Below are 20,904 nucleotides of genomic sequence, written 5' to 3'. Positions count from 1 at the left end.
TTAACCCACCACTTCCAGGCCCATGGCGCGGGCAGAGCCCTCGATCATCGCCATTGCACCTTCGATATCCGCTGCGTTCAGATCCTTCATCTTGGCTTCTGCGATCGACTTGATCTGAGCCTTGGTGAGGGAGCCGGCCTTGGCGCCCTTGCCGGGCGTCTTGGAACCGGATGTGATCTTCGCTTCCTTCTTCAGCCAGTAGCTGACCGGCGGCTGCTTCATCGCGAAGGTGAAGGACTTGTCCTGGTAATAGGTAATGACGACCGGGATCGGCATACCCTTTTCCATTTCCTGCGTGGCGGCATTGAACGCCTTGCAGAATTCCATGATGTTAATGCCACGCTGACCAAGCGCCGGACCAATCGGCGGGGACGGGTTTGCCGATCCTGCCTTGACCTGAAGCTTGAGCTGGCCTGCAACTTTCTTAGCCATATCTCTCTGCCTTTCATGAACGGCCAGTCGCCCGGCCCGTGATGCCGGATCTCTCCGGCGGCTGCGGTTGCGTGGTACGGATCATCAGGGTCCGGCTAAGACCCCCTCACCTTCCACGCGGGTGCGGACAAGGTCCGCAGGAAACAGGCCGCAAGGGCCAGATTCCGGTTTCTGCAATCAGACCTTCTCGACCTGAGCGTATTCCAGCTCGACCGGCGTTGCGCGGCCGAAGATCGACACTTCCACCTTCAGGCGCGAACGCTCTTCGTCCACATCCTGAACCGTGCCATTGAACGACGCGAATGGGCCGTCGGAAACGCGGACCTGCTCGCCGATCTCGAAGGTAATGGAAGCCTTCGGCCGCTCGACACCTTCCTGGACCTGACCGAGAATGCGCTCGGCTTCGTAGTCGGGAATCGGAACGGGCTTATTGTCGGAGCCGAGGAAGCCCGTGACCTTCGGCGTATTCTTGATCAGATGGTAGGCTTCGTCCGTCAGATTGGCACGAACCATGACATAGCCCGGGAAGAACTTGCGCTCGGAATCGACCTTGCGGCCGCGACGCACTTCCACCACCTTTTCGGTCGGCACGAGGATCTTCTCGAACAGGTGCTCAAGCCCCTTCTGGCGAGCCTTGTTCTCGATATCTTCAGCCACCTTCTTTTCAAAATTAGAATATGCGTGGACGATGTACCAACGTGCCGCCATTTTCATCTCCACCCGTATCAGTTGCCGGTATTCAGCACGAAGCTCAGAGCCCAGCCGATCAGCTGGTCAGCGGCAAAGAAAAACAGCGCGGCGAAAACCACCATCACCAGCACCATGACCGTCGAGATCATGGTCTCGCGGCGCGATGGCCATGTAACTTTGGACGTCTCGGAGCGAACCTGCTGCAGAAACGCAAACGGATTGGATTTGGATGCCATCGACTGCCCACGCAATTACGGCGCGTAAAGCTGAAACTATCAGCCCCACGCACCGCGTGTCTGTTGAACCCTAAATAAACACCGATTTCCGAATACACAAGAGGGAAACCGAAGTTTAACGAAATTACTTACCACCAATCAATCCTCGGCCGGAAATGCCGCGAGCATATCCGCGCTGTCCCGCATCAAGGAAAATGGCAGGGGCAGTAGGGCTCGAACCTACGACCTGCGGTTTTGGAGACCGCCGCTCTACCAACTGAGCTATACCCCTTCATACCGATCATTCAGCGCCTGAGCCAAGGCCCGCAAATCGCTGCTGAAAAGCATGGCGCTCCCTTTAAGACGACGACACGGGATTGGCAAGCACGATTTTCGATTTTCAAAGCCATTCTCCTGATATGCGAACGATCGGCTTTTCAATCGCGTGACCAGATCCGTTCAGACCTTCACATATTTCCGCCAATCGTGCTCCTCCCTGAAGCCCAGCACCTCGCGGATCTTGCGGTTGGAGAGCAGGCTCTCATATTCGCCGATCTCGCGAGTGAAAGGCACGTTCGGAAAGAATCGCTTCGCAAGCTCCTTCGATGGCGTATTGGCCGATACGGTGTCATTGGCGGCATTGAAGACCTGATAGCCGAGGCCGTCCTTCTCGATGCAGAGATGGCAAATCTGTCCGAGGTCGCGGGCGTCGATATAGCTCCAGGCGATGCGCTTGCGCATCTCGGGATTGGCGAAATAGGTCGGGAACTTCTCGTAGTCGTCAGGCTCGATGACGTTGCCGATGCGCAGCGCATAGATGTCGAAGCCCGAACGTTCGGCAAAGGCGCGCGCCGTCTTTTCGTTGACCACCTTCGAAAGGCCGTAGGAATCCATCGGATTGACGTCGTAATCCTCCTCCAGCGGGAACTGGTGGAAATCGCGGTGGCCTTCGGCGAAGCAGACGCCGTAGGTCGTCTCGCTCGATGCGACGATGATCTTCCTGATGCCGAGCTTCACCGCCGCCTCGATGACATTATAGGTGCCCATCGTGTTGATCCTGAAGGTTTCGTTATCGGGCTTGATCAGGATGCGCGGGATGGCGGCGAAATGCACGACGGCGTCGAAGGGCTGCACGCCCCTGCCCGCGTCGAGATCGGGAAAATCGCGATGCATCGAGAGCGCGTTGAACACCTGACCGCTATCGGTGATGTCGGCGATGAGATTGGTGACGCCGGGGCTATCCAGCGGCACAAGATCGAGGTTGTGAACCTCGTAACCGGCATTGACGAGCCATGGCACAGCATGGCGACCTGCCTTGCCAGACCCGCCAGTGAACAGAATACGTCTTTTCATGGAATATCCTCCGCGTCATGAAATCGGAGGCATAGATAGACGCTTCCGCGCGAAGAGCAAGCGAGCGTCCTGCAAGGGTTCACCCCCGCGTCGCCAGGAGCATCCTATCCGGGAGCACCTGGCCGATCATTTCCGATCATCGCAGAACCCTGCGATGCTCGGCAAAGGTCGTCACTTGACGACACTTACCTCGCCAATCTGCACTACGGCAGACTGAACAACTTCTTGCGGAATTGCAGCGATGAAAAACATCGTGAAAACATACATCGCGAATATCGTCGCAGCGAATGTGGCCTTTGGAATCATCCGGGCTCTCCTCTTTGCAAGAAGGAGTCTGGACTACAATGGTCCAATCACAAACCGGTTTCTGAACGTGAGATGAACAAAATACTGTGACAGGCCAATTTAACGATATTTTTACAACACCTGTTAAGCCTACAGGAAGCCATGAAAATGAAAAACCCCGCTGTTTCCAGCGGGGTCTTCATAATTGCGGATAACTCGAAAGTTATTCGACGATCGACGCGACGATACCGGCGCCGACGGTGCGGCCGCCTTCGCGGATAGCGAAGCGCAGCTTTTCTTCCATCGCGATCGGAACGATCAGCTCGACGGCAACCGTGACGTTGTCGCCCGGCATCACCATCTCCGTGCCTTCCGGCAGCGTCACAATGCCCGTCACGTCGGTCGTGCGGAAGTAGAACTGCGGACGGTAGTTGGTGAAGAACGGCGTATGACGGCCACCCTCTTCCTTCGTCAGGATGTAGGCTTCTGCCATGAACTTCTTGTGCGGCTTGACTGAGCCGGGCTTGGCCAGGATCTGGCCACGCTCGACGCCGTCACGGTTCACACCGCGGATCAGCGCACCGATATTGTCGCCAGCCTGGCCCTGATCGAGCAGCTTGCGGAACATTTCAACGCCGGTCACCGTCGTCTTCGAGGTCGGGCGGATGCCGACGATCTCGACTTCTTCGCCAACCTTGACAATGCCACGCTCGACGCGGCCGGTCACAACCGTGCCGCGGCCCGAGATCGAGAACACGTCTTCGATCGGCATCAGGAACGGCTGGTCGATCGGACGCTCAGGCGTCGGGATGTAGGCGTCAACAGCAGCCATCAGTTCGCGGATCGCGTCTTCGCCGATCTTCTTGTCCGAATCTTCGAGAGCAGCAAGGGCCGAACCCTTGACGACCGGGATATCGTCGCCCGGGAAGTCGTAGGACGACAGCAGTTCGCGAACTTCGAGCTCGACCAGTTCGAGAAGCTCGGCGTCGTCTACCTGGTCGACCTTGTTCAGGAACACAACGATTGCCGGAACGCCGACCTGGCGAGCCAGCAGGATGTGTTCGCGCGTCTGCGGCATCGGGCCGTCAGCGGCCGAGCACACCAGGATCGCGCCGTCCATCTGGGCAGCACCGGTGATCATGTTCTTGACGTAGTCGGCGTGGCCGGGGCAGTCGACGTGCGCGTAGTGGCGGGCCGGCGTCTCATACTCGACGTGCGCCGTCGAGATGGTGATGCCACGGGCCTTTTCTTCCGGAGCCGCGTCGATCTGATCGTACGCCTTGTACTCACCGAAGTACTTCGTGATCGCTGCCGTCAGAGACGTCTTGCCGTGGTCAACGTGGCCAATCGTGCCAATGTTGACGTGCGGCTTGTTGCGCTCAAACTTACTCTTTCCCATTTGAATGCTTCCTGTGAACGAAAATGGTGGCCCCGGCGAACCGGTTTAGTGCCGCCGTTTAAGGCTTTCGGCGACATTGCGCAAGACTTAATTGCAGACGCCATTCTTGGCCTGAGAGCGCATATGGGAGACAATTCGCCGCCTGCAAGGCGATTCGCCAAAGCCCCCTCGAAAATCGCTGAAATCTTAAAGAAAATCGCATTGACCGCCGAAGACACACCATAGCCGTTCAGCGTCGAGCGCCTTCCCTGCCAGTCGATAATCGCAATCGTCAGCTTCTCCGCCCGCGCCGGAGACATCTCGGGGACTACGGCAGCAGCGGTCGAATAAAGTAGCGTCACGGAAACTGGAGCGGGTAGCGGGAATCGAACCCGCGTATTCAGCTTGGAAGGCTGCTGCTCTACCATTGAGCTATACCCGCGGGGTGGTCCGATCCGATGACGAATGGTGGAGAGAGTTGGATTTGAACCAACGTAGGCTGAGCCAACGGATTTACAGTCCGTCCCCTTTAACCACTCGGGCATCTCTCCAGTTTTCGTCCGGATCGCAAGACCAAGTTCGTCAGACTTCGAAGCGTTGCTGCCCGTCGTCTGCGCCGCGTATATGACCGGAGCATTTCAGTCTGTCAACACGATGACAACGGAAAAAACACGAAAAATTTCATTCGCCACCGAAAGCCGGCATATGAAAGAAAGCCTATGCGGCAGCGAGCGCCATGGCTATAAAGCTGCATGAGCAAAGACAACAAATCCGGCGGCAAGACCGCGACAGACCCATCCGCCAAGGATACGCATTACGCCACTCTGCGGCGCGCCCACCGCGACGCCAAGCGCGAACGCGGGGAGATTCCGACGCCTCAGCCGCAGAAGCGAAAGCGCGGCGGCGAAGACTGGAAGCCGCCGGCGCTTGCGCCCGACCAGGTGCATCTCTATGGCCTACATACGGTGCGCGCGGCGCTCGATAATCCCGAGCGCAAGAAGATCAAGCTGTTCGTGACGCAGAACGCGCTCGCGCGGCTCGAAGTCGACGTCGAGGCGCTCGGCATGCCCTTCGAGATCGTCTCGCCGCAGGATATCGACAAGGTGCTCGGCCCCGAGGCGATCCATCAGGGCGTGATGCTGGAAACAAGGCCACTCCCGGTACGCCGGCTCGAAGCTCTGAAGGACAGCCCCCTCCTGCTCGTCCTCGACCAAGTCACGGATCCGCACAATGTCGGCGCGATCATGCGCTCGGCCGTCGCCTTCAATGCGGGTGCGGTGATCACCACGCAGCGACACAGCCCGACCGAATCGGGCGTACTCGCCAAGTCCGCCTCCGGCGCGCTGGAACTGATACCTTATATACAAGTTACCAATCTCGCCGATGCGCTCGGCGAATTGCACAAGCTCGGTTTTTCCACCATCGGCCTCGATTCGGAAGGGCCGGCGCCGCTCGAAGGCACCTTCTCCGGCGGGAAAGTGGCGCTGGTGCTTGGCTCGGAGGGCAAGGGGCTTCGGCAGAAGACGCGGGAAACCGTCAACGCACTTGCCCGTCTCGACATGCCGGGCGCGATCAAATCGCTCAACGTCTCCAATGCGGCGGCGATCGCACTTTACGCGGCGCGGCTCCACCTGAAGGCATAGGCCGGCCCAAGCAAGGGCAGCCGGTCGGGTCCGTCCATCGGCCCGCGCCGTATCGCCTGCATAGGCCACTTCGACGGGATAGGCGATCATCCGTGACATACCGGCGTCGCGCGTCTTTTCTGACGCGCTATCGATTCGGATTTAAGGAGTTATGCAGGAGCTCGATCCGGCGCGACAAACGGAAACGGACACGCACAACGCTCGTGCAACGCCCGACCGATGCCAGAAAAATCCACTTTTGCCTTGGAATGACGCCCTGGGGCACTATGATCGGCCAATGATCGGTCGTAGCGACCGGCTCAGAAGCAAGAAGGAACGATCCCTATCATGGCCATTCGACCGCTGATTTTCGGTATCCTCTTCATCGCGGTCTTCGTCGTGATTATCATCAGTATCATCTGGGTGGACACGTCGCACCCCATCCACCAGCCCGATCCTCTGTCGCCGACGGCGCCCGGCCCAGCAACGCCGGGACAGGTGCAATAAGACCGGCAGGAACGCCGGCGGCGATCATGCGTTAATCCCGGAATCGAACGAGGATTGAACGCTTATGCGCATAATGATCGCCGTCGTCGCCTTCATGGTCGCCTCCGTGCTTAGCATCGCAATGATGTCGCCCTCCGGCGCCGGACAGACCGGCAATAGCGACAGGATCGAGGCGAGCGTCAACGAACCCGTCACTCACTAAAATAACGGCCCGGGTGATCCGGGCCGTTATTGTCAACCGCGGTAGAGCCAGAACGGCATACCGCGATCGCGATCACGCCACTCGCGGCGCTCCTGCCAACGCTCGGCACGCCACCGCCGCCAGTGACGGCGATCATCGCGCCAGTCGGACCGGCGCCAATCGCGCTCATCGCGCCAGCCACGGTCGTCACGGTCGCGATCACCTCGCCAGCCACGGTCGTCGCGGTCGCGATCACCTCGCCAGCCATCACGAATTTGAACGATATCGCCCTGCGCCGTCACCGCCGGCCGCTCGGCCGGCATGGCGGCAGCCGGTGCGACGGACGCGAAAGCCGCACCGACGGAAATGGTTGCGGCGAGAAAGAGATGTGCGAGCTTCATGGCTGTTTCCTCATTGCTGATGAGGCGAAGATAAGCGGTCGCGGCTGAATTGGCGGTGAAGCAGCCCTTCAGACGCGGTTCATCAAGCGATACGTGCCATCTGAAAAGCCGGTGCGATTGAGCGAGGCAGCCGTGAACCCAGGCTCTGTTTAGAAAGACGGTATCGTGGGGAAAGATAGTGCAGCTAACCGGAGCATTCTCGAACCAGTCCGCCTTCGCTTAGTTGCTCTCTTCGGCTCGCCGAGCCGAAGCTCACAGAGCGTAGGCTGGTGCCCCCGCCAGGGTTCGAACCCGGGACCCCCTGATTACAAATCAGGTGCTCTACCAACTGAGCTACAAGGGCAATAGTTGCCCAACTAGCAGATTCTGTGATTCTGTAAAGGGAAAATCCGTGCCTGCGCGGACAGTTCGGCTGCAGCTCAAAACGCTTCGCGATAGAAAACGTCCTTGTCGCGCAAGGCCTTTATCCTTTAGCTAGGGCAGCATCATAAAGGGCATTGCATGGGCCGTTCATTTCAGACGCTTTCCTTTCTCGCCTCACCAACGACGGAGGCGCTTGCCGCGCGCGAGGAGTTGATTCGCATCTATGGCGACGTCCCGGCTGACGAAGCCGACGTCATTGTCGCACTCGGCGGCGACGGTTTCATGCTGCAGACGCTGCACAACACCATGAACTCCGGCAAGCTGGTTTACGGTATGAATCGCGGCTCGGTCGGCTTCCTGATGAACGACTATCGCACCGACAAGCTTCAGGAGCGCATCTGCGTCGCCGTCGAAAACGTCTTCCGGCCATTGCAGATGACGACGGCCAACGCCGACGGCACCAACTCGACGGCGCTCGCCATCAACGAGGTCTATCTTTTTCGCCAGTCGTATCAGGCCGCGAATCTAAGGGTTATGGTGGATGGGCGCGTCCGTCTGGAAGAACTGATCTGCGACGGGCTGATGGTGGCGACACCTGCCGGATCGACGGCGTATAATCTTTCCGCCCATGGCCCGATCCTGCCGCTCGAGGCGCCGCTGCTCGCCATGACGCCGGTCAGCGCTTTCAGGCCTCGGCGCTGGAGGGGCGCTCTGCTTCCGAACAAGGTGACCGTCGATATCGACATTCTCGAGCCGGAGAAGCGACCGGTGAACGCAGTGGCCGACAATACCGAGGTCAAGTCGGTGCTGCATATTCGCATCGCCCAGTCGGAGCATGTGACGGCGCGCATCCTTTCTGATCCCGACCGCTCTTGGTCCGACCGGATTCTAGCCGAGCAGTTCAAGGATTGAGACGATGGCAATGCGACGGATATTGATGACCAGCCTCCTGCTTGCGGGATGGAGCATTGCAGCGGCGGCCGGCCCGGCGCAGGATGCCCTCCTGCCGGCATCGGTGATTTTCGCGACCAGTACCGGCTACTGGGAGGACGATGGCAATGCACCGGCGGTCGAGCGGGTGCCGACGAGCGCCGAGAGCGTCGCCAATCCCGAGGGAAAGGCCGCGCAGCGCCACGGCTACTACAAGCTCTTTGCCGTCCGCCAGCCGGACAGGACCTCGAAGATCTATCTGCAGCAGATTGCCCAGACCGAGACCGGCCCGGCGATCGCCTCGACCATCGAGCTGCAGGAGTTCAGCGACCTGAAGCCTTACGTTACCGATATACGCCCCGAGAATTCGAACGGCATCATCAAGGAACCGGGGCTCTTCGCCACGGTCTATCTGAAGACCGACCCTGCCGCGGAGCCGGATGGCTGGACCGTGCTGATCGACGAATTCGGCGACATCACCGTGGAGAAGGCGACGAATTGAACGGCTGGGACGTGTTCAAAGGGCATTCAAGAGATGAAACTGGGCTTTCGCGACGGCGTCCTCTACGACGAGAAAAGGTCGAACTGGGACGCAGCCGGCCCTAGACCGATCAGTTGGTCCCTCTGGTACCCCGCCGCCGATGACGCACAAAGCGACGTCCCGGAAAGAAGCTGGTTCCAGAGGGCGGACGTCGCCCGCGATGCACCCATCCGGCCGGAGGCCGGCCCCTATCCCCTCGTTCTGTTGTCGCATGGCACCGGCGGATCCGCGGCCGGACTGGAGTGGCTGGCGCGACGCCTGGTCGATCGCGGGTTTGCAGCGCTCGGCGTCAGCCACCACGGCAATACCGGCATCGAGCCCTATCGCGCTGAAGGCTTTGCCTGCCTTTGGGAGCGGGCGCCTGACCTAAGCTACATGCTCGACCACCGCGATGCATGGCTCAGCGATCTATCTGGCGATATCGATACGAACAGTGTCTTCGCAGCCGGATTTTCCGCCGGAGCTTATAGCGTGATGCTGCTTCTTGGGGCTGTTGCCCAGTTCTCGCAGTTCGAACCGTCCAGGATGAAGCCCGGTGGCGCGCGCGGACCGAGGGAGTTTCCCCACCTTGCCGATCATATCCCGGCATTGCTGCGCACCAGCGATGTGTTTCGCGATTCGTGGTCCCGGATGTCGAACTCCTACCGAGACGACAGAATCAAGGCCGCACTCATCTGCGCGCCGGGCCGGTCGGTTCTCGGTTTCAGCGAGGAAAGCCTGAAAGCTGTCGATGCACCTGCCCTTATCCTGGTCGGTGACGCCGACAGGGCGGCACCGGCCGAAGAATGTTCGTCGTGGCTGCATGCGCGGCTCCGGCGCAGCGCCCTTAAAATCTTCAGCGGCGGCCTTGGACATTATGTCTTCGTGGCAGAAGGCACGGCGCTCGGCCTTGCCTTTGCGGCAGAACTCTTTACCGATCCCCCGGGCATCGAGCGCGCGGCTATTCATGAAGAGATTGCCGATCTGTCGGCAGCGCTGTTTCAAGTCAGCGGTATAAGCGCGATGGCCTGAGCAAAACAAAAGCCCCGTCTCCGGGGCTTTTGTTATCTCAATGCATCGATAATCCGATCAGTCGACATCATCGACGACCGCGTCGGCGGCGCCGCTGATGCGATGGGCAAGTGCTGCTTCCATAAACTCGTTCAGGTCGCCGTCGAGAACGTCGTCCGGCGCGCTGCTGGCGACACCAGTGCGAAGGTCCTTGACCAGCTGGTAGGGCTGCAGCACGTAGGAGCGGATCTGGTGACCCCAGCCGATCTCCGTCTTCGAAGCGGCTTCGGCGCTAGCGGCATCCTCGCGCTTCTTCAGTTCCGCTTCGTACATGCGGGCGCGCAACATGTCCCAGGCCTTGGCACGGTTCTTGTGCTGCGAACGCTCCTGCTGGCACTGCACGACGATGCCGGTCGGGATATGCGTGATGCGCACGGCCGAGTCGGTGGTGTTGACGTGCTGGCCGCCGGCGCCCGACGAACGGTAGGTATCGATGCGGCAGTCGCTTTCGTTGATCTCGATCTGGATCGAGTCGTCGACAACCGGATAGACCCAGATCGACGAAAAGGAGGTGTGGCGACGCGCATTGCTGTCGTAGGGCGAGATCCGCACCAGGCGGTGCACGCCCGATTCCGTTTTCAGCCAGCCATAGGCATTGTGGCCCTTGACGAGCAGGGTCGCGGACTTGATGCCAGCCTCTTCGCCGTCATGAACTTCGAGAAGCTCGACCTTGAAACGCTGGCGTTCAGCCCAGCGGGTGTACATGCGCAGAAGCATGTTCGCCCAGTCCTGGCTTTCGGTGCCGCCGGCGCCGGAATGGACTTCGAGATAAGTGTCGTTGCCATCGGCTTCGCCGGAGAGCATGGCTTCCACCTGGCGGCGTGCAGCCTCGGCCTTCAAGGCCTTCAGCGTGTCCTCGGCTTCCTTGACGACGCTCTGGTCGCCCTCTTCCTCGCCAAGCTCGATCAGCTCGATATTGTCGTTCAGCTGCTGTTCGAGCTGCTTGACACCGTTAATGCCGTCATCCAGCTGCTGGCGCTCGCGCATCAGCTTCTGCGCTTCGGAAGCGTCGTTCCAGAGGTTCGGATCCTCTGCCTTGTTGTTCAACCAGTCCAGCCGTCTTATCGCCTGGTCCCAGTCAAAGATGCCTCCTCAGCAGGGTGATAGCCTGCTTGGTTTCATCGACCACGTTTTCGATTTCCGCTCGCATTTTCCTGCTTCTCTGTCGGTCTTATTCAGGTGCTGGTGACATAGAGACGCCCGCCGCGGATGTAAAGGGCCGCGGCGGGCGTGCAAAATTCAGGCCTCGGTCAGAACAGGCCGGGCGTGCCGGTCTGGACGGCCTGGTTCGCCTGCGGCGAGGTCTTCAGGATCTCTTCCGGCGCCATGGTGCTGTCCATGCCGATCACGGAGAAGCTGTCGGCCGGGCCGGTGCCGGGCTTGAAGGCCTCGACGATGGTGTTCGGATCGCCGTCGCCAGCCGCCATGCCGGTTTTGCGGTCGATCGAAATCAGGTTCATGCCTGATGGAATGACGAACTTCGATTCGGGCGTGTCCTTGACGGCAGCCTGCATGAATTCGTTGAAGATCGGGGCGGACAAGACGCCACCGGTGCCGCCGCGGCCGAGCGGGGCCGGCGTATCGAAGCCCATATAGAGGCCTGCAACCAGATCCGGCGTGAAGCCGACGAACCAGGCATCCTTCTCGTCGTTGGTGGTGCCGGTCTTTCCGGCGACGTCGCGACCGCCGAGATCAATCTTGCCGGCAGCGGTGCCGCGCTGGATGACGCCCTGCATCATCGAGGTGATCTGGTAGGCGGTCATCGGGTCGAGAACGGTTTCGCGATTGTCGACGACATTCGGCTCTTCCTGGTTCTGCCAGTCGCCGGCATTGCAGCCCTCGCACACACGCTCCTCATGTTTGAAGATCGTCTTGCCGTAGCGGTCCTGGATGCGGTCGATCAATGTCGGCTTGATCTGCTTGCCGCCATTGGCGATGACCGAATAGGCCGAGACCATGCGCAGCACAGTCGTATCGCCGGCGCCGAGCGACATGGAAAGAACCGGCAGCATGTGATCGTAGATGCCGAAGCGCTCGGCATATTCGGCGACGATGTTCATGCCGAGATCGTTGGCGAGGCGCACCGTCATCAGATTGCGCGAATGCTCGATGCCCGAACGCAGCGTCGACGGGCCGCCGGATTCGCCGCCGTAGTTTTCCGGCCTCCAGACCTGGCCGCCCGAGACGATTTCGATCGGCGCATCCATGATGACGGAGGCCGGCGTATAACCATTGTCCATTGCCGCGGCGTAGACGAAGGGCTTGAACGAGGAGCCTGGCTGGCGCATCGCCTGGGTGGCGCGGTTGAATTCTGACTGGGCGTACGAGAAACCGCCGACCATGGCGAGCACGCGGCCGGTCTTCGGGTCCATCGCGACCAGTCCACCCTGGACCTTCGGTGGCTGCTGCAGGCGGTAGGAAGTCGACGCGTCGTCGCCGAGCTTTGCGACATAAACGACGTCACCAGGCGCTACGGCTCCGACCGGCGATTTCGTGGTCTTGCGGGCGCCGTCGGCCGAACGGAAGGCCCATTGCATGTTCTTGGCGTCGATGGTGCCGCGTTGACGGTCGGCCGCAACCTTGCCGCTTCCATCCTTGGCCGGCTGCAGGCCGATGTCGACGGTCGAGTCGGACACGGCGAGCACGACGGCGAGCCGCCATTCCGGAACGTCGGACAGGGTGGGAATATCGGCTAGCGCCTTGCCCCAGTCACCGCTTGCATCGATCTGCTTGATCGGGCCATGGAAACCGCGGCGCTCATCATAGGTGACCAGACCGTCCTGCAGCGCCTTGCGGGCAGCAAGCTGCATCTGGGGGTCGAGCGACGTGCGCACCGAAAGGCCGCCCTCATAGAGGACCTTTTCGCCGTATTGGTCGATCAGCTGACGACGCACTGCTTCGGCGAAATAATCCGAAGCGAAGAGCGAGGGGCCAGTGGTGCGGGCGGTGACGCCGAGCGGCTGCTTCTTGGCTTCCTCGCCGTCGCTCTGGCTGACATAACCGTTCTCGACCATCCGGTCGATCACCCAGTTACGGCGCTCGAGCGCCGCCTCGGGATGACGGAACGGATGATAATTGGCAGGCCCCTTCGGCAGCGATGCCAGATAGGCGGCTTCGGCGACGGTCAGTTCGGTGACGGATTTGTTGAAATAGGTGAGTGCTGCGCCGGCGATGCCATAGGAATTCAGACCGAAGAAGATCTCGTTCAGGTAGAGTTCGAGGATCTTGTCCTTGCTGTAGGCCTGCTCGATACGGAAGGAAAGGATCGCTTCCTTGATCTTGCGGTCGATGGTCTGGTCCGAGCTCAGAAGGAAATTCTTGGCCACCTGCTGGGTAATGGTCGAGGCACCGACCGGGCGGCGGCCGGAACCGAAATTCTGCAGGTTGACGAGGATGGCGCGGCCGAGGCCGGTGAGATCAACGCCCGGATGATTGTAGAAATTCTTGTCTTCGGCCGACAGGAAAGCGGCCTTCACGCGATCCGGAATGGCCTGGATCGGCAGGAAGAGACGCTTTTCCTTGGCGTATTCGGCCATCAAAGCGCCGTTGCCGGCATGGACGCGGGTCGTCACCGGTGGCGCATAGCTGTTCAGAACGGCATAGTCCGGAAGATCCTTCGCGACATTGGCGAGATAGATGGCAATACCCGCCGCCGCGACCAGAAACAGGACGCAGGCCATTCCGAAGAAATATCCAAAAAGTCTAACCATATTTCAGCTACCGGTCTTTTCGATCTTCAATCGGCGCAGCCGCAACGATTGTACAGATCAAGGCAATTTGCACGTTGCGCGGCTTACTCCATGAGCGTTACCGCCACAAGCCGATTCCGCGCTCAAGGCTTACGAAACATAAGCCGGAGTAACGGCGCGAATGTGAGCAAAATAGGGCTGTCTGCGCCGCATTCACCACTGCCGCCGCGTTTCATTAGAACTGTCACATCCAAGCAACGCCTGTCGCCGCCGCCAATCTGAGGTATCTTCCTCAGAATTTGATTCATGCGGCGCACTTAAATCTTTGTTTTTATGAATCTTTGTTTTTATGCGGCCGCCGTGCCGCAACCGCTACAGATTTTTAGGCGGTGACCGTCAGCCGCCATTCGCCATGACGGCGGCACGGTATCGCTTGACTGCGTCGGTCAAGAGACCGGCGATCTTGCCGCGCCAAGCCTCGTCGAGCAGCAATTTCTCATCCTCGGCATTCGAGAGGAACCCGATCTCGAGAAGGATCGAGGGCACGTCAGGGGCCTGCAGCACACGGAAGCCGGCATGACGATGCGGATTGTTGATGGTGCCGACCTGATCCTTGAAAGAATTCAGAACGCTCTCGGCCAGCGAGATCGAGAAGGCCTGCGTCTCGCGCCGCGTCAGATCGAGCAGGATGTCGGCGACCTCGGGCGGCTCGGCAACCGTCTCCTTGCCGGCGATCTGGTCGGAAAGGTTTTCCCGTTCGGCAAGGTCGGCGGCGAGCTTGTCGGATGCCTTGTCGGAGATCGTGTAGACGGTGGCGCCGCGGATATCCTTCTGCTTCAGCGTGTCGGCATGCAGCGAAATGAAAAGGCCGGCATGGTTCTGGCGGGCGATCAGCACACGCTGCGAAAGCGACAGGAACTCGTCATCCTCACGCGTCAGGAAAGCCTTGATGCCCGGCTCCTTGTTCAGCCGCTCGGTCAAAGCCTTGGCGAAGGCAAGCGTCACCTGCTTTTCCTCGGTCTTGGTGTCGACGCCGATCGCGCCGGTATCGATGCCGCCATGGCCTGCATCGACGGCGATGACGAAATCGCCGGGAGCAGCTTTTTCCGGTGCCGGAATGGCGCTGGTCGTCTGAGCCGCATCACCTCGATCGCTCCAGGATTGCGTCTTCACCAGTTCGGCAAAGGCCCGCTTGTCGATCATCTCGGCATCGAGCACGAGGCGATGACCCTTGCCAGCCTCGTCGGCCTGCACTTTGGCAAGCGCCAGCTTGACCGGCCCTGCCGTCGTCAGCACGATACGGGCGCTCTCCTCGTCCATCTTGCCGTAGCGGATATCCTTGAACAGGCCGCGGGCGGCAAGATCCTTGGCCGGAAAACCGAAGGCGGTCGCCGGAAGGTCGACGACGATGCGTTCCGGATTGGCGATATAGTGGACCGAGAAGCGCGGCTCGCGATCGAAATCGATGACGATGCGCGTCCTTGCATCGTCGCCGACGATGCGCGCGCCATAGGCAAGCAGCGGATCCCCGGCCTCGACGGAGCTGGCAGCGACCGGCAGGAGACTAGCGGCCAAAAGCGCCGCCAGAACCCGCCTTGCGATTGTCGATCGCCGCGCTGCGGATTTCGCCGCGATCCGAGCCCTCTTAAACAATAAACCGCACACCCTATTTGTATTGCGATGGACCCGACGCAGCTGCGGCCAGCGTCCCTGTGACGAAACACCCGCTGTGGCCTGCCGAATCGCGATCACTTTATCCCCAGTTTCTATGCGTTGCGAAATCCATCAATATTATGGCACATTTGGCTTTTCCCTTGCTATTGTGACACAGAAAACATACAACGAATTTCAGGGTAAAGTGTTGACGGGATAGAGTCGCCGCAAAGGCTGCCAGCCAGATCAGGACCTGGCGCCACACCGGTCATCGTCCGCCGTCTCATGCGCTTAATCCCTAGAACTGGATCCTGATTTTCCGGCTCATTGTCGGAATTCATTGGTGGATCAGCCACCACGCTCTCAGGGAGCAAACTCATCGGACCCGAACGGGTCTTCGTATTTGTCGATCACGCTTGGTTGTTGATGGTTTCGCAGCAGGTTTTATCTGAAGTGTACAGGCCCCGGACCGAAATGGTTCCGGTTGCGGTCTGGCTGCTGCCCTCCCCCTCGCATCAGGCGCGACTTTCATTATCCGGCGCGGCCACTGCGGACCGCATTCTTTCTGTCTCAACAGCAGTCGGGAATGCGCTCTCGCGGCCACGCCGAGGAGCACAGCTTACATGGCAGACAAAATGCTTATCGATGCGTCTCACGAGGAAGAGACGCGCGTCGTTGTTGTTCGCGGGAACCGCATAGAAGAATTTGACTTCGAGTCCCAGCACAAGAAGCAGATCCGCGGCAACATCTATCTTGCAAAGGTAACGAGGGTCGAGCCCTCGCTGCAAGCCGCCTTCGTCGACTACGGCGGCAACCGGCACGGCTTCCTGGCCTTCGCCGAAATCCATCCCGACTATTATCAGATACCGCTTGCCGACCGTCAGGCATTGCTTCGGGCCGAAGCCGAGGAGCATCGCCGCGACGAGGACGTCGAGCATGTCGAAACCGCACCGATGGTCGATCTTTCCAAGCAGGATCAGCCAGATGTCGGCATCGTGCCGGCAGAGGCGCCGGAAACGGCTGCCGTAACGGAAGAGACGGCAGCGGTAGAAGCCGCAGCATCTCCCGCGGCCGCCGAGGAAGCGCCGGCGAAGAAGGCAAGGCCGCGTCGCAGCCGCAAGAAGGCCGTAGAACCGGCCGCCGAAACGACCGCGACCGAAGACGCTGTTCCCACAGACGTTGAAGCCGAAGGCGCGTCGAGCGTCGACAACGAGGATGACGGCTCGACCGGCGGCGCGATGGCCGCGATGGTGGAAACCGACTCGATCTCCGAGGACGTCGATACCAGCAAGCGTCGCCACGATGATGACGACGATGATGACGATCACGGCGAAGAGGAAGTCATCGAATCCGTCGGCGCCGAAGACGCCATGGAAGAAGTGCCGGACCGCGTGCAGCGCAAGCCGCGCAAGCAGTACCGCATCCAGGAAGTCATCAAGCGCCGCCAGATCCTGCTCGTGCAGGTCGCCAAGGAAGAGCGCGGCAACAAGGGTGCAGCCCTTACCACCTATCTCTCGCTCGCCGGCCGCTATTCCGTCCTGATGCCGAACACGGCGCGCGGCGGCGGCATTTCCCGGAAGATCACCAATCCTGCCGACCGCAAGCGCCTGAAGGAAATCGCGCGCCTGCTCGAGGTGCCGCAGGGCATGGGCGTCATCCTTCGCACCGCCGGTGCCAACCGCACCAAGGTCGAGGTCAAGCGTGACTTCGAATATCTGATGCGCCTGTGGGAAAATGTGCGCACGCTGACGCTGGCGTCCACCGCTCCCTGCCTCGTCTATGAGGAAGGCTCGCTGATCAAGCGCTCGATCCGAGACCTCTACAATAAGGATATCAGCGAAGTCATCGTTTCCGGTGAAGAAGGCTATCGTGAAGCGAAAGACTTCATGAAGATGCTGATGCCGAGCCATGCCAAGGTGGTTCAGCCTTACCGCGACATCCACCCGATCTTCTCGCGCTCCGGCATCGAAGCTCAGCTCGATCGCATGTTGCAGCCGCAGGTGACGCTGAAGTCCGGCGGCTACCTGATCATGAACCAGACCGAAGCGCTGGTCTCGATCGACGTCAACTCCGGCCGCTCGACCCGCGAACATTCGATCGAAGACACCGCGCTGCAGACGAATCTCGAGGCTGCAGACGAAGTCGCCCGCCAGCTTCGCCTTCGCGACCTTGCCGGCCTGATCGTCATCGACTTCATCGACATGGAAGAGAAGCGCAACAACCGCGCTGTCGAGAAGAAGCTGAAGGAATGCCTGAAGAACGACCGCGCCCGCATCCAGGTCGGCCGGATCTCGCATTTCGGCCTGCTCGAAATGTCGCGACAGCGCATCCGCGCGTCGGTTCTCGAATCGACCACGCAGGTCTGCTCGCATTGCGGCGGCACCGGGCATGTGCGCTCGCAGTCCTCCGTCGCCCTGCATGTCCTGCGCGGTATCGAAGAATATCTGCTGAAGAACACCACGCACAACATCACCGTGCGCACCACGCCTGACATTGCGCTCTATCTGCTCAACCACAAGCGCCAGACGATCATCGATTACGAAAGCCGTTTCGGCGTCGCTATCGTCATCGATGCGGACGGTTCGGTCGGAGCACAGCATTTCGCGATCGATCGCGGCGAGCCGGTGGAAAACCCGGTCAAGATCGAAACGCTCTTCAACTTCGCAGCCATTCCCGAGGATGACGACGACGACATCGTCATCGAAGTGGATGAGGAGGAAGACGAGGAACTCGAGGAAAAGCCGGCCGTTGCCGAACGGCCCGTCGCAGCACGCTCGGAAGGCGAAGCTGACGGCAACCGCAAGCGCAAGCGCCGCAGGCGCCGCCGTGGCCGCAACGGCAATGCCGAGCAGCCGGCATCGGCAGCAGGCGAAGCCGGCGACGAGGATGAGGACGGTGACGACGAGGGCAGCGAAGGTGATGAAACCACCGAAGCTACGCCCGAGACACGCGCTGAAAGCGAAGAATCGCAGCGCCGCAAGCGGCGCCGTCGCGGCAAGCGTGGCGGCCGTCGCAATCGCGCCGAAGATGGCTCCGAACTGACAGCCGGCGAAGCCGGTGAAGACAATGGCGGCGACGAGGACGAAGGCGACGGCGCTCCGAGCGAAGCCGTAGCGGTCGAGGCGATTGCCGAGCCGGCCGACGAAGGCCAGGCCGCGATGGCAGCCGTCGAGAGCGCAACCGTCATAACCGAAGATGTGAAGCCCGCCCGCAGCCGCGGCCGCCGCAAACCGGCCGCAGCGCCGGTCGAGGAACCGGTTGCCGAGACTTCACCTGTGGCCGAGGCCGAACCGGAATTGGTTGAAGCCTCCGCCGATCTCGAAACATCCGTTCAGGAAGAGGCAAAGCCGGTTCGCGCCAACCGCGAATCCAACATTTCCTCCTCCGAGCCGACGGTGAAATCCACCCGCGTCGAGAATGGCGAAGGCGATGACGGCAAGCCGAAGAAAGCCGGCTGGTGGCAGCGCCGTGGCTTCTTTTGAACGCTGATTTTCGGACGTAAACACTGAAATCCGGCCGCGGCGACGCGGCCGGATTTTCGTTTATGGCGATGACATCGTCGCCGAGCTTGGACCGCCGTGACGTGGATGTGTATCTCTTATGATGATTGCACTTGGGGCGCGATCATGCGGACGAATATCGATATCGATGATGCCTTGCTCGACGCGGCAATGACCGCCACGGGGATTGGCGACAAAAAAGGCCACCGCCGACCGGGCCTTGCGAAGTCTCGTTGAGAGGCACCGCCGGAAAATGCGATCGCAGATCTCGCAGGGATAGATTGGGAACGCGACCTCGGCGCGATACGTCGCGACCGGCCGGAGACGATCTGTGATCGTCGTCGACAGGGCCCGATGGTCGAGCGTCGCGGCCTCGGGACCGCCTCAGCGCACTTGCGATCAGGCCGCCGGCGGATAGAGCAGGTCGACGATGTAGCTGGCGTCGAAGCGGGAATCGAGCATGCCGTAGGTGGAGCGCCAGCCGCCGGCAAGACGCGTCTCGATGAAGGCATCGGCAATGCGCCCAGCGCCCAGCCGATAGAGTTCGGCGGCACCGGCGGCGAGCGCCAGCTGCTCGACGAGCAGGCGGGCGGCGCCCTCATCCTGTTCACAGAGCGCGATTGCGGCGCGCAGCACGTCGATCGTCTTCTTGCCGGCAGGGCCGAGATCGCGGGCTAGGCCGGCGAAGACCGTTTCGAACAGATCCTTGCCGCGGTTGAGCACGCGCAGCACGTCGAGCGCCATGACGTTGCCGGAGCCTTCCCAGATGGCGTTGACGGGAGCCTCGCGGTAATGGCGGGCGATCGGGCGTTCTTCGATGTAGCCGTTGCCGCCAATACACTCCATCGCCTCGTAGATCAGCGCAGGCGCGATCTTGCAGCACCAATATTTGGCGACCGGCGTCATGACACGGGCATAGGCCGCTTCCTCGGCATTGCCGCGCGCCTTGTCGAAGGCGTCGGCTAGACGGAAGGACAGTGCCGTCGCGGCGGCGACGTCGAGCGCCATGTCGGCGAGCACCCTCGTCATGATCGGCTGGTTGACGAGCATCTTGCCGAAGACGCTGCGGCCGCGGGTGTGGTGCACGGCTTCGGCGAGCGAGGCGCGCATGATGCCTGACGAGGCCAGCGCGCAGTCGAGCCGGGTGAGCGTCACCATATCGAGGATCGTGCGGATGCCGGCATCCGGACCACCGAGCAGGAAACCGAACGTGTCAGTAAACTCGACCTCGGAAGAGGCGTTGGAGCGGTTGCCGACCTTGTCCTTCAGCCGCTGGAACTGCAGCCCATTGGCGGAACCATCCTCCAGAAGACGCGGCACGAGAAAGCAGCCCATGCCCTCCTTCGTCTGCGCCAGCATGATGAAGGCATCGCTCATCGGCGCCGACATGAACCATTTGTGCCCGGACAGCCGGTAGATGCCCTCGCTGACCTTTTCGGCAGCACTCCTGTTGGCGCGCACATCCGTGCCGCCCTGCTTTTCCGTCATGCCCATGCCGATGGTCACGGCGGATTTCTGCATGGCGGGCTTGTTCGACGAATCATATTTGCGCGAGAGAATTTTGGGCGCCCAGTCCTTCTGGACCGCGGGCGAGGCCGAGAGTGCCGCAACGGAGGCGCTCGTCATCGTCAGCGGGCAGAGATGGCCGGATTCCAGCTGCGACGTCAGATAAAACCGCGCGGCGCGAACCTTATGGGCCTCGTCCTTGGCATCGGTATCGGCCTGGGGATCCCAGACGGAGGAATGCAGGCCGACCGACATGGAGCGGCGCATCAGCGCATGCCAGGCGGGGTGAAACTCGACGACGTCGACGCGCTCACCGCGCGGACCGTGGGTGCGCAGCTGCGGCGCGCCCTGGTTCGCCATGCGCGCCATCTCCTGCGCCTCCGGCGAGGTGACGTAGCGGCCCATGTTTTCCAGGTCTTCGCGGATGCCGCGTGGCAGGGCCGCCGTCAGGTCGACGATCAGCGGATCGGACCGATAGGCGTTGATGCCGGACCACAGGCTCGGCTGGTTCAGTTCTGCGAGTTTGTCGTCAGTCCGGTTGGCGGAGGTCATAATTCGCTTCTAGTGTAAGAACCCGGCAAAGGGAAACCGGAAGTTATGATTCGGTT

General features: G+C 60.7%; 19 protein-coding genes and 4 tRNA genes. 8 read left to right on the top strand and 15 right to left on the bottom strand.

The window, feature by feature from the left end:
* From rplK to AB8B31_RS07525, 9 genes are all read right to left on the bottom strand, one after another.
* Complete coding sequence (gene rplK, locus AB8B31_RS07565) at positions 1 to 432, bottom strand: 50S ribosomal protein L11 (protein ID WP_003547518.1); 432 nt, start codon at positions 430 to 432, stop codon at positions 1 to 3.
* A gap of 177 nt (positions 433 to 609) precedes the next feature.
* Complete coding sequence (nusG, locus tag AB8B31_RS07560; RefSeq protein WP_003547516.1) at positions 610 to 1,140, bottom strand: transcription termination/antitermination protein NusG; 531 nt, start codon at positions 1,138 to 1,140, stop codon at positions 610 to 612.
* Positions 1,141 to 1,157: 17 nt separating this feature from the next.
* Positions 1,158 to 1,358 carry a preprotein translocase subunit SecE gene (gene secE / locus AB8B31_RS07555; RefSeq protein WP_003547514.1) on the bottom strand — a complete coding sequence of 67 codons (201 nt, stop codon included), beginning with the start codon at positions 1,356 to 1,358 and terminating at the stop codon, positions 1,158 to 1,160.
* Between the two features lie 195 nt (positions 1,359 to 1,553).
* Positions 1,554 to 1,629, bottom strand: a tRNA-Trp gene (locus AB8B31_RS07550).
* 167 nt (positions 1,630 to 1,796) lie between these two features.
* A complete protein-coding gene (locus AB8B31_RS07545) occupies positions 1,797 to 2,690 on the bottom strand; it encodes an NAD-dependent epimerase/dehydratase family protein (RefSeq protein ID WP_018241635.1) in 894 nt (297 codons plus the stop codon).
* A 171-nt stretch (positions 2,691 to 2,861) separates the two neighbouring features.
* Positions 2,862 to 2,996 carry a hypothetical protein gene (locus AB8B31_RS07540; RefSeq protein ID WP_003547509.1) on the bottom strand — a complete coding sequence of 45 codons (135 nt, stop codon included), beginning with the start codon at positions 2,994 to 2,996 and terminating at the stop codon, positions 2,862 to 2,864.
* A gap of 202 nt (positions 2,997 to 3,198) precedes the next feature.
* Complete coding sequence (gene tuf / locus AB8B31_RS07535) at positions 3,199 to 4,374, bottom strand: elongation factor Tu (protein WP_018241634.1); 1,176 nt, start codon at positions 4,372 to 4,374, stop codon at positions 3,199 to 3,201.
* Positions 4,375 to 4,721: 347 nt separating this feature from the next.
* Positions 4,722 to 4,795 (bottom strand) — tRNA-Gly (locus tag AB8B31_RS07530).
* A 24-nt stretch (positions 4,796 to 4,819) separates the two neighbouring features.
* Positions 4,820 to 4,904, bottom strand: a tRNA-Tyr gene (locus AB8B31_RS07525).
* 201 nt (positions 4,905 to 5,105) lie between these two features.
* Between AB8B31_RS07525 and rlmB the strand changes: the two genes are divergently transcribed.
* The 3 genes from rlmB (at position 5,106) to AB8B31_RS07510 (ending at position 6,684) form a co-directional block, all read left to right on the top strand.
* Positions 5,106 to 5,996 (top strand): 23S rRNA (guanosine(2251)-2'-O)-methyltransferase RlmB, encoded by an 891-nt coding sequence (gene rlmB, locus AB8B31_RS07520; RefSeq protein ID WP_018241633.1) that lies wholly within the window; start codon positions 5,106 to 5,108, stop codon positions 5,994 to 5,996.
* Positions 5,997 to 6,323: 327 nt separating this feature from the next.
* Positions 6,324 to 6,482 (top strand): hypothetical protein, encoded by a 159-nt coding sequence (locus tag AB8B31_RS07515; RefSeq protein WP_003558513.1) that lies wholly within the window; start codon positions 6,324 to 6,326, stop codon positions 6,480 to 6,482.
* 64 nt (positions 6,483 to 6,546) lie between these two features.
* Positions 6,547 to 6,684: a hypothetical protein gene (locus AB8B31_RS07510; RefSeq protein WP_018241632.1), complete on the top strand. Its 138-nt coding sequence runs from the start codon at positions 6,547 to 6,549 to the stop codon at positions 6,682 to 6,684.
* A 32-nt stretch (positions 6,685 to 6,716) separates the two neighbouring features.
* Here AB8B31_RS07510 and AB8B31_RS07505 read toward each other — a convergent pair whose 3' ends face one another.
* Complete coding sequence (locus tag AB8B31_RS07505) at positions 6,717 to 7,136, bottom strand: hypothetical protein (protein ID WP_172643992.1); 420 nt, start codon at positions 7,134 to 7,136, stop codon at positions 6,717 to 6,719.
* Between the two features lie 195 nt (positions 7,137 to 7,331).
* A tRNA-Thr gene (locus AB8B31_RS07500) sits at positions 7,332 to 7,407 on the bottom strand.
* A 158-nt stretch (positions 7,408 to 7,565) separates the two neighbouring features.
* Between AB8B31_RS07500 and AB8B31_RS07495 the strand changes: the two genes are divergently transcribed.
* The 3 genes from AB8B31_RS07495 to AB8B31_RS07485 are packed head-to-tail and all read left to right on the top strand — an operon-like array spanning position 7,566 to position 9,909.
* Entirely contained in the window at positions 7,566 to 8,339 is a 774-nt protein-coding gene (locus AB8B31_RS07495) for an NAD kinase (protein ID WP_018241630.1), read from the top strand.
* Between the two features lie 4 nt (positions 8,340 to 8,343).
* Positions 8,344 to 8,859: a hypothetical protein gene (locus AB8B31_RS07490; RefSeq protein ID WP_018241629.1), complete on the top strand. Its 516-nt coding sequence runs from the start codon at positions 8,344 to 8,346 to the stop codon at positions 8,857 to 8,859.
* Positions 8,860 to 8,892: 33 nt separating this feature from the next.
* A complete protein-coding gene (locus AB8B31_RS07485; RefSeq protein ID WP_018241628.1) occupies positions 8,893 to 9,909 on the top strand; it encodes an alpha/beta hydrolase family protein in 1,017 nt (338 codons plus the stop codon).
* Between the two features lie 57 nt (positions 9,910 to 9,966).
* Here AB8B31_RS07485 and prfB read toward each other — a convergent pair.
* From prfB to AB8B31_RS07470, 3 genes are all read right to left on the bottom strand, one after another.
* Positions 9,967 to 11,098 (bottom strand): peptide chain release factor 2 gene (prfB, locus tag AB8B31_RS07480; RefSeq protein ID WP_104891241.1). Its coding sequence is split into 2 segments (ribosomal slippage): positions 9,967 to 11,028 and positions 11,030 to 11,098, totalling 1,131 coding nucleotides; the frame shifts between segments, so codons are not numbered across the junction.
* Positions 11,099 to 11,198: 100 nt separating this feature from the next.
* A complete protein-coding gene (locus tag AB8B31_RS07475) occupies positions 11,199 to 13,658 on the bottom strand; it encodes a penicillin-binding protein 1A (RefSeq protein WP_018241626.1) in 2,460 nt (819 codons plus the stop codon).
* Between the two features lie 375 nt (positions 13,659 to 14,033).
* Positions 14,034 to 15,290: an N-acetylmuramoyl-L-alanine amidase gene (locus tag AB8B31_RS07470; RefSeq protein WP_018241625.1), complete on the bottom strand. Its 1,257-nt coding sequence runs from the start codon at positions 15,288 to 15,290 to the stop codon at positions 14,034 to 14,036.
* 623 nt (positions 15,291 to 15,913) lie between these two features.
* Between AB8B31_RS07470 and AB8B31_RS07465 the strand changes: the two genes are divergently transcribed.
* Positions 15,914 to 18,772 (top strand): Rne/Rng family ribonuclease, encoded by a 2,859-nt coding sequence (locus AB8B31_RS07465; protein ID WP_018241624.1) that lies wholly within the window; start codon positions 15,914 to 15,916, stop codon positions 18,770 to 18,772.
* Positions 18,773 to 18,916: 144 nt separating this feature from the next.
* The gene (locus AB8B31_RS07460; RefSeq protein ID WP_018447561.1) at positions 18,917 to 19,027 is read left to right on the top strand and encodes a type II toxin-antitoxin system VapB family antitoxin; all 111 of its coding nucleotides are present in this window, start codon (positions 18,917 to 18,919) and stop codon (positions 19,025 to 19,027) included.
* A 162-nt stretch (positions 19,028 to 19,189) separates the two neighbouring features.
* On the opposite strand, the gene AB8B31_RS07455 is transcribed toward AB8B31_RS07460, so the two are convergent.
* The gene (locus AB8B31_RS07455; RefSeq protein ID WP_018241623.1) at positions 19,190 to 20,848 is read right to left on the bottom strand and encodes an acyl-CoA dehydrogenase family protein; all 1,659 of its coding nucleotides are present in this window, start codon (positions 20,846 to 20,848) and stop codon (positions 19,190 to 19,192) included.
* Positions 20,849 to 20,904 lie beyond the last annotated feature (56 nt).

The organism is Rhizobium sp. 62_C5_N11_2 (assembly GCF_051811185.1).
In the GTDB taxonomy this organism is placed as follows: Bacteria; Pseudomonadota; Alphaproteobacteria; order Rhizobiales; family Rhizobiaceae; genus Rhizobium; species Rhizobium leguminosarum.
This window is presented reverse-complemented; position numbering and strand designations above follow the sequence as displayed.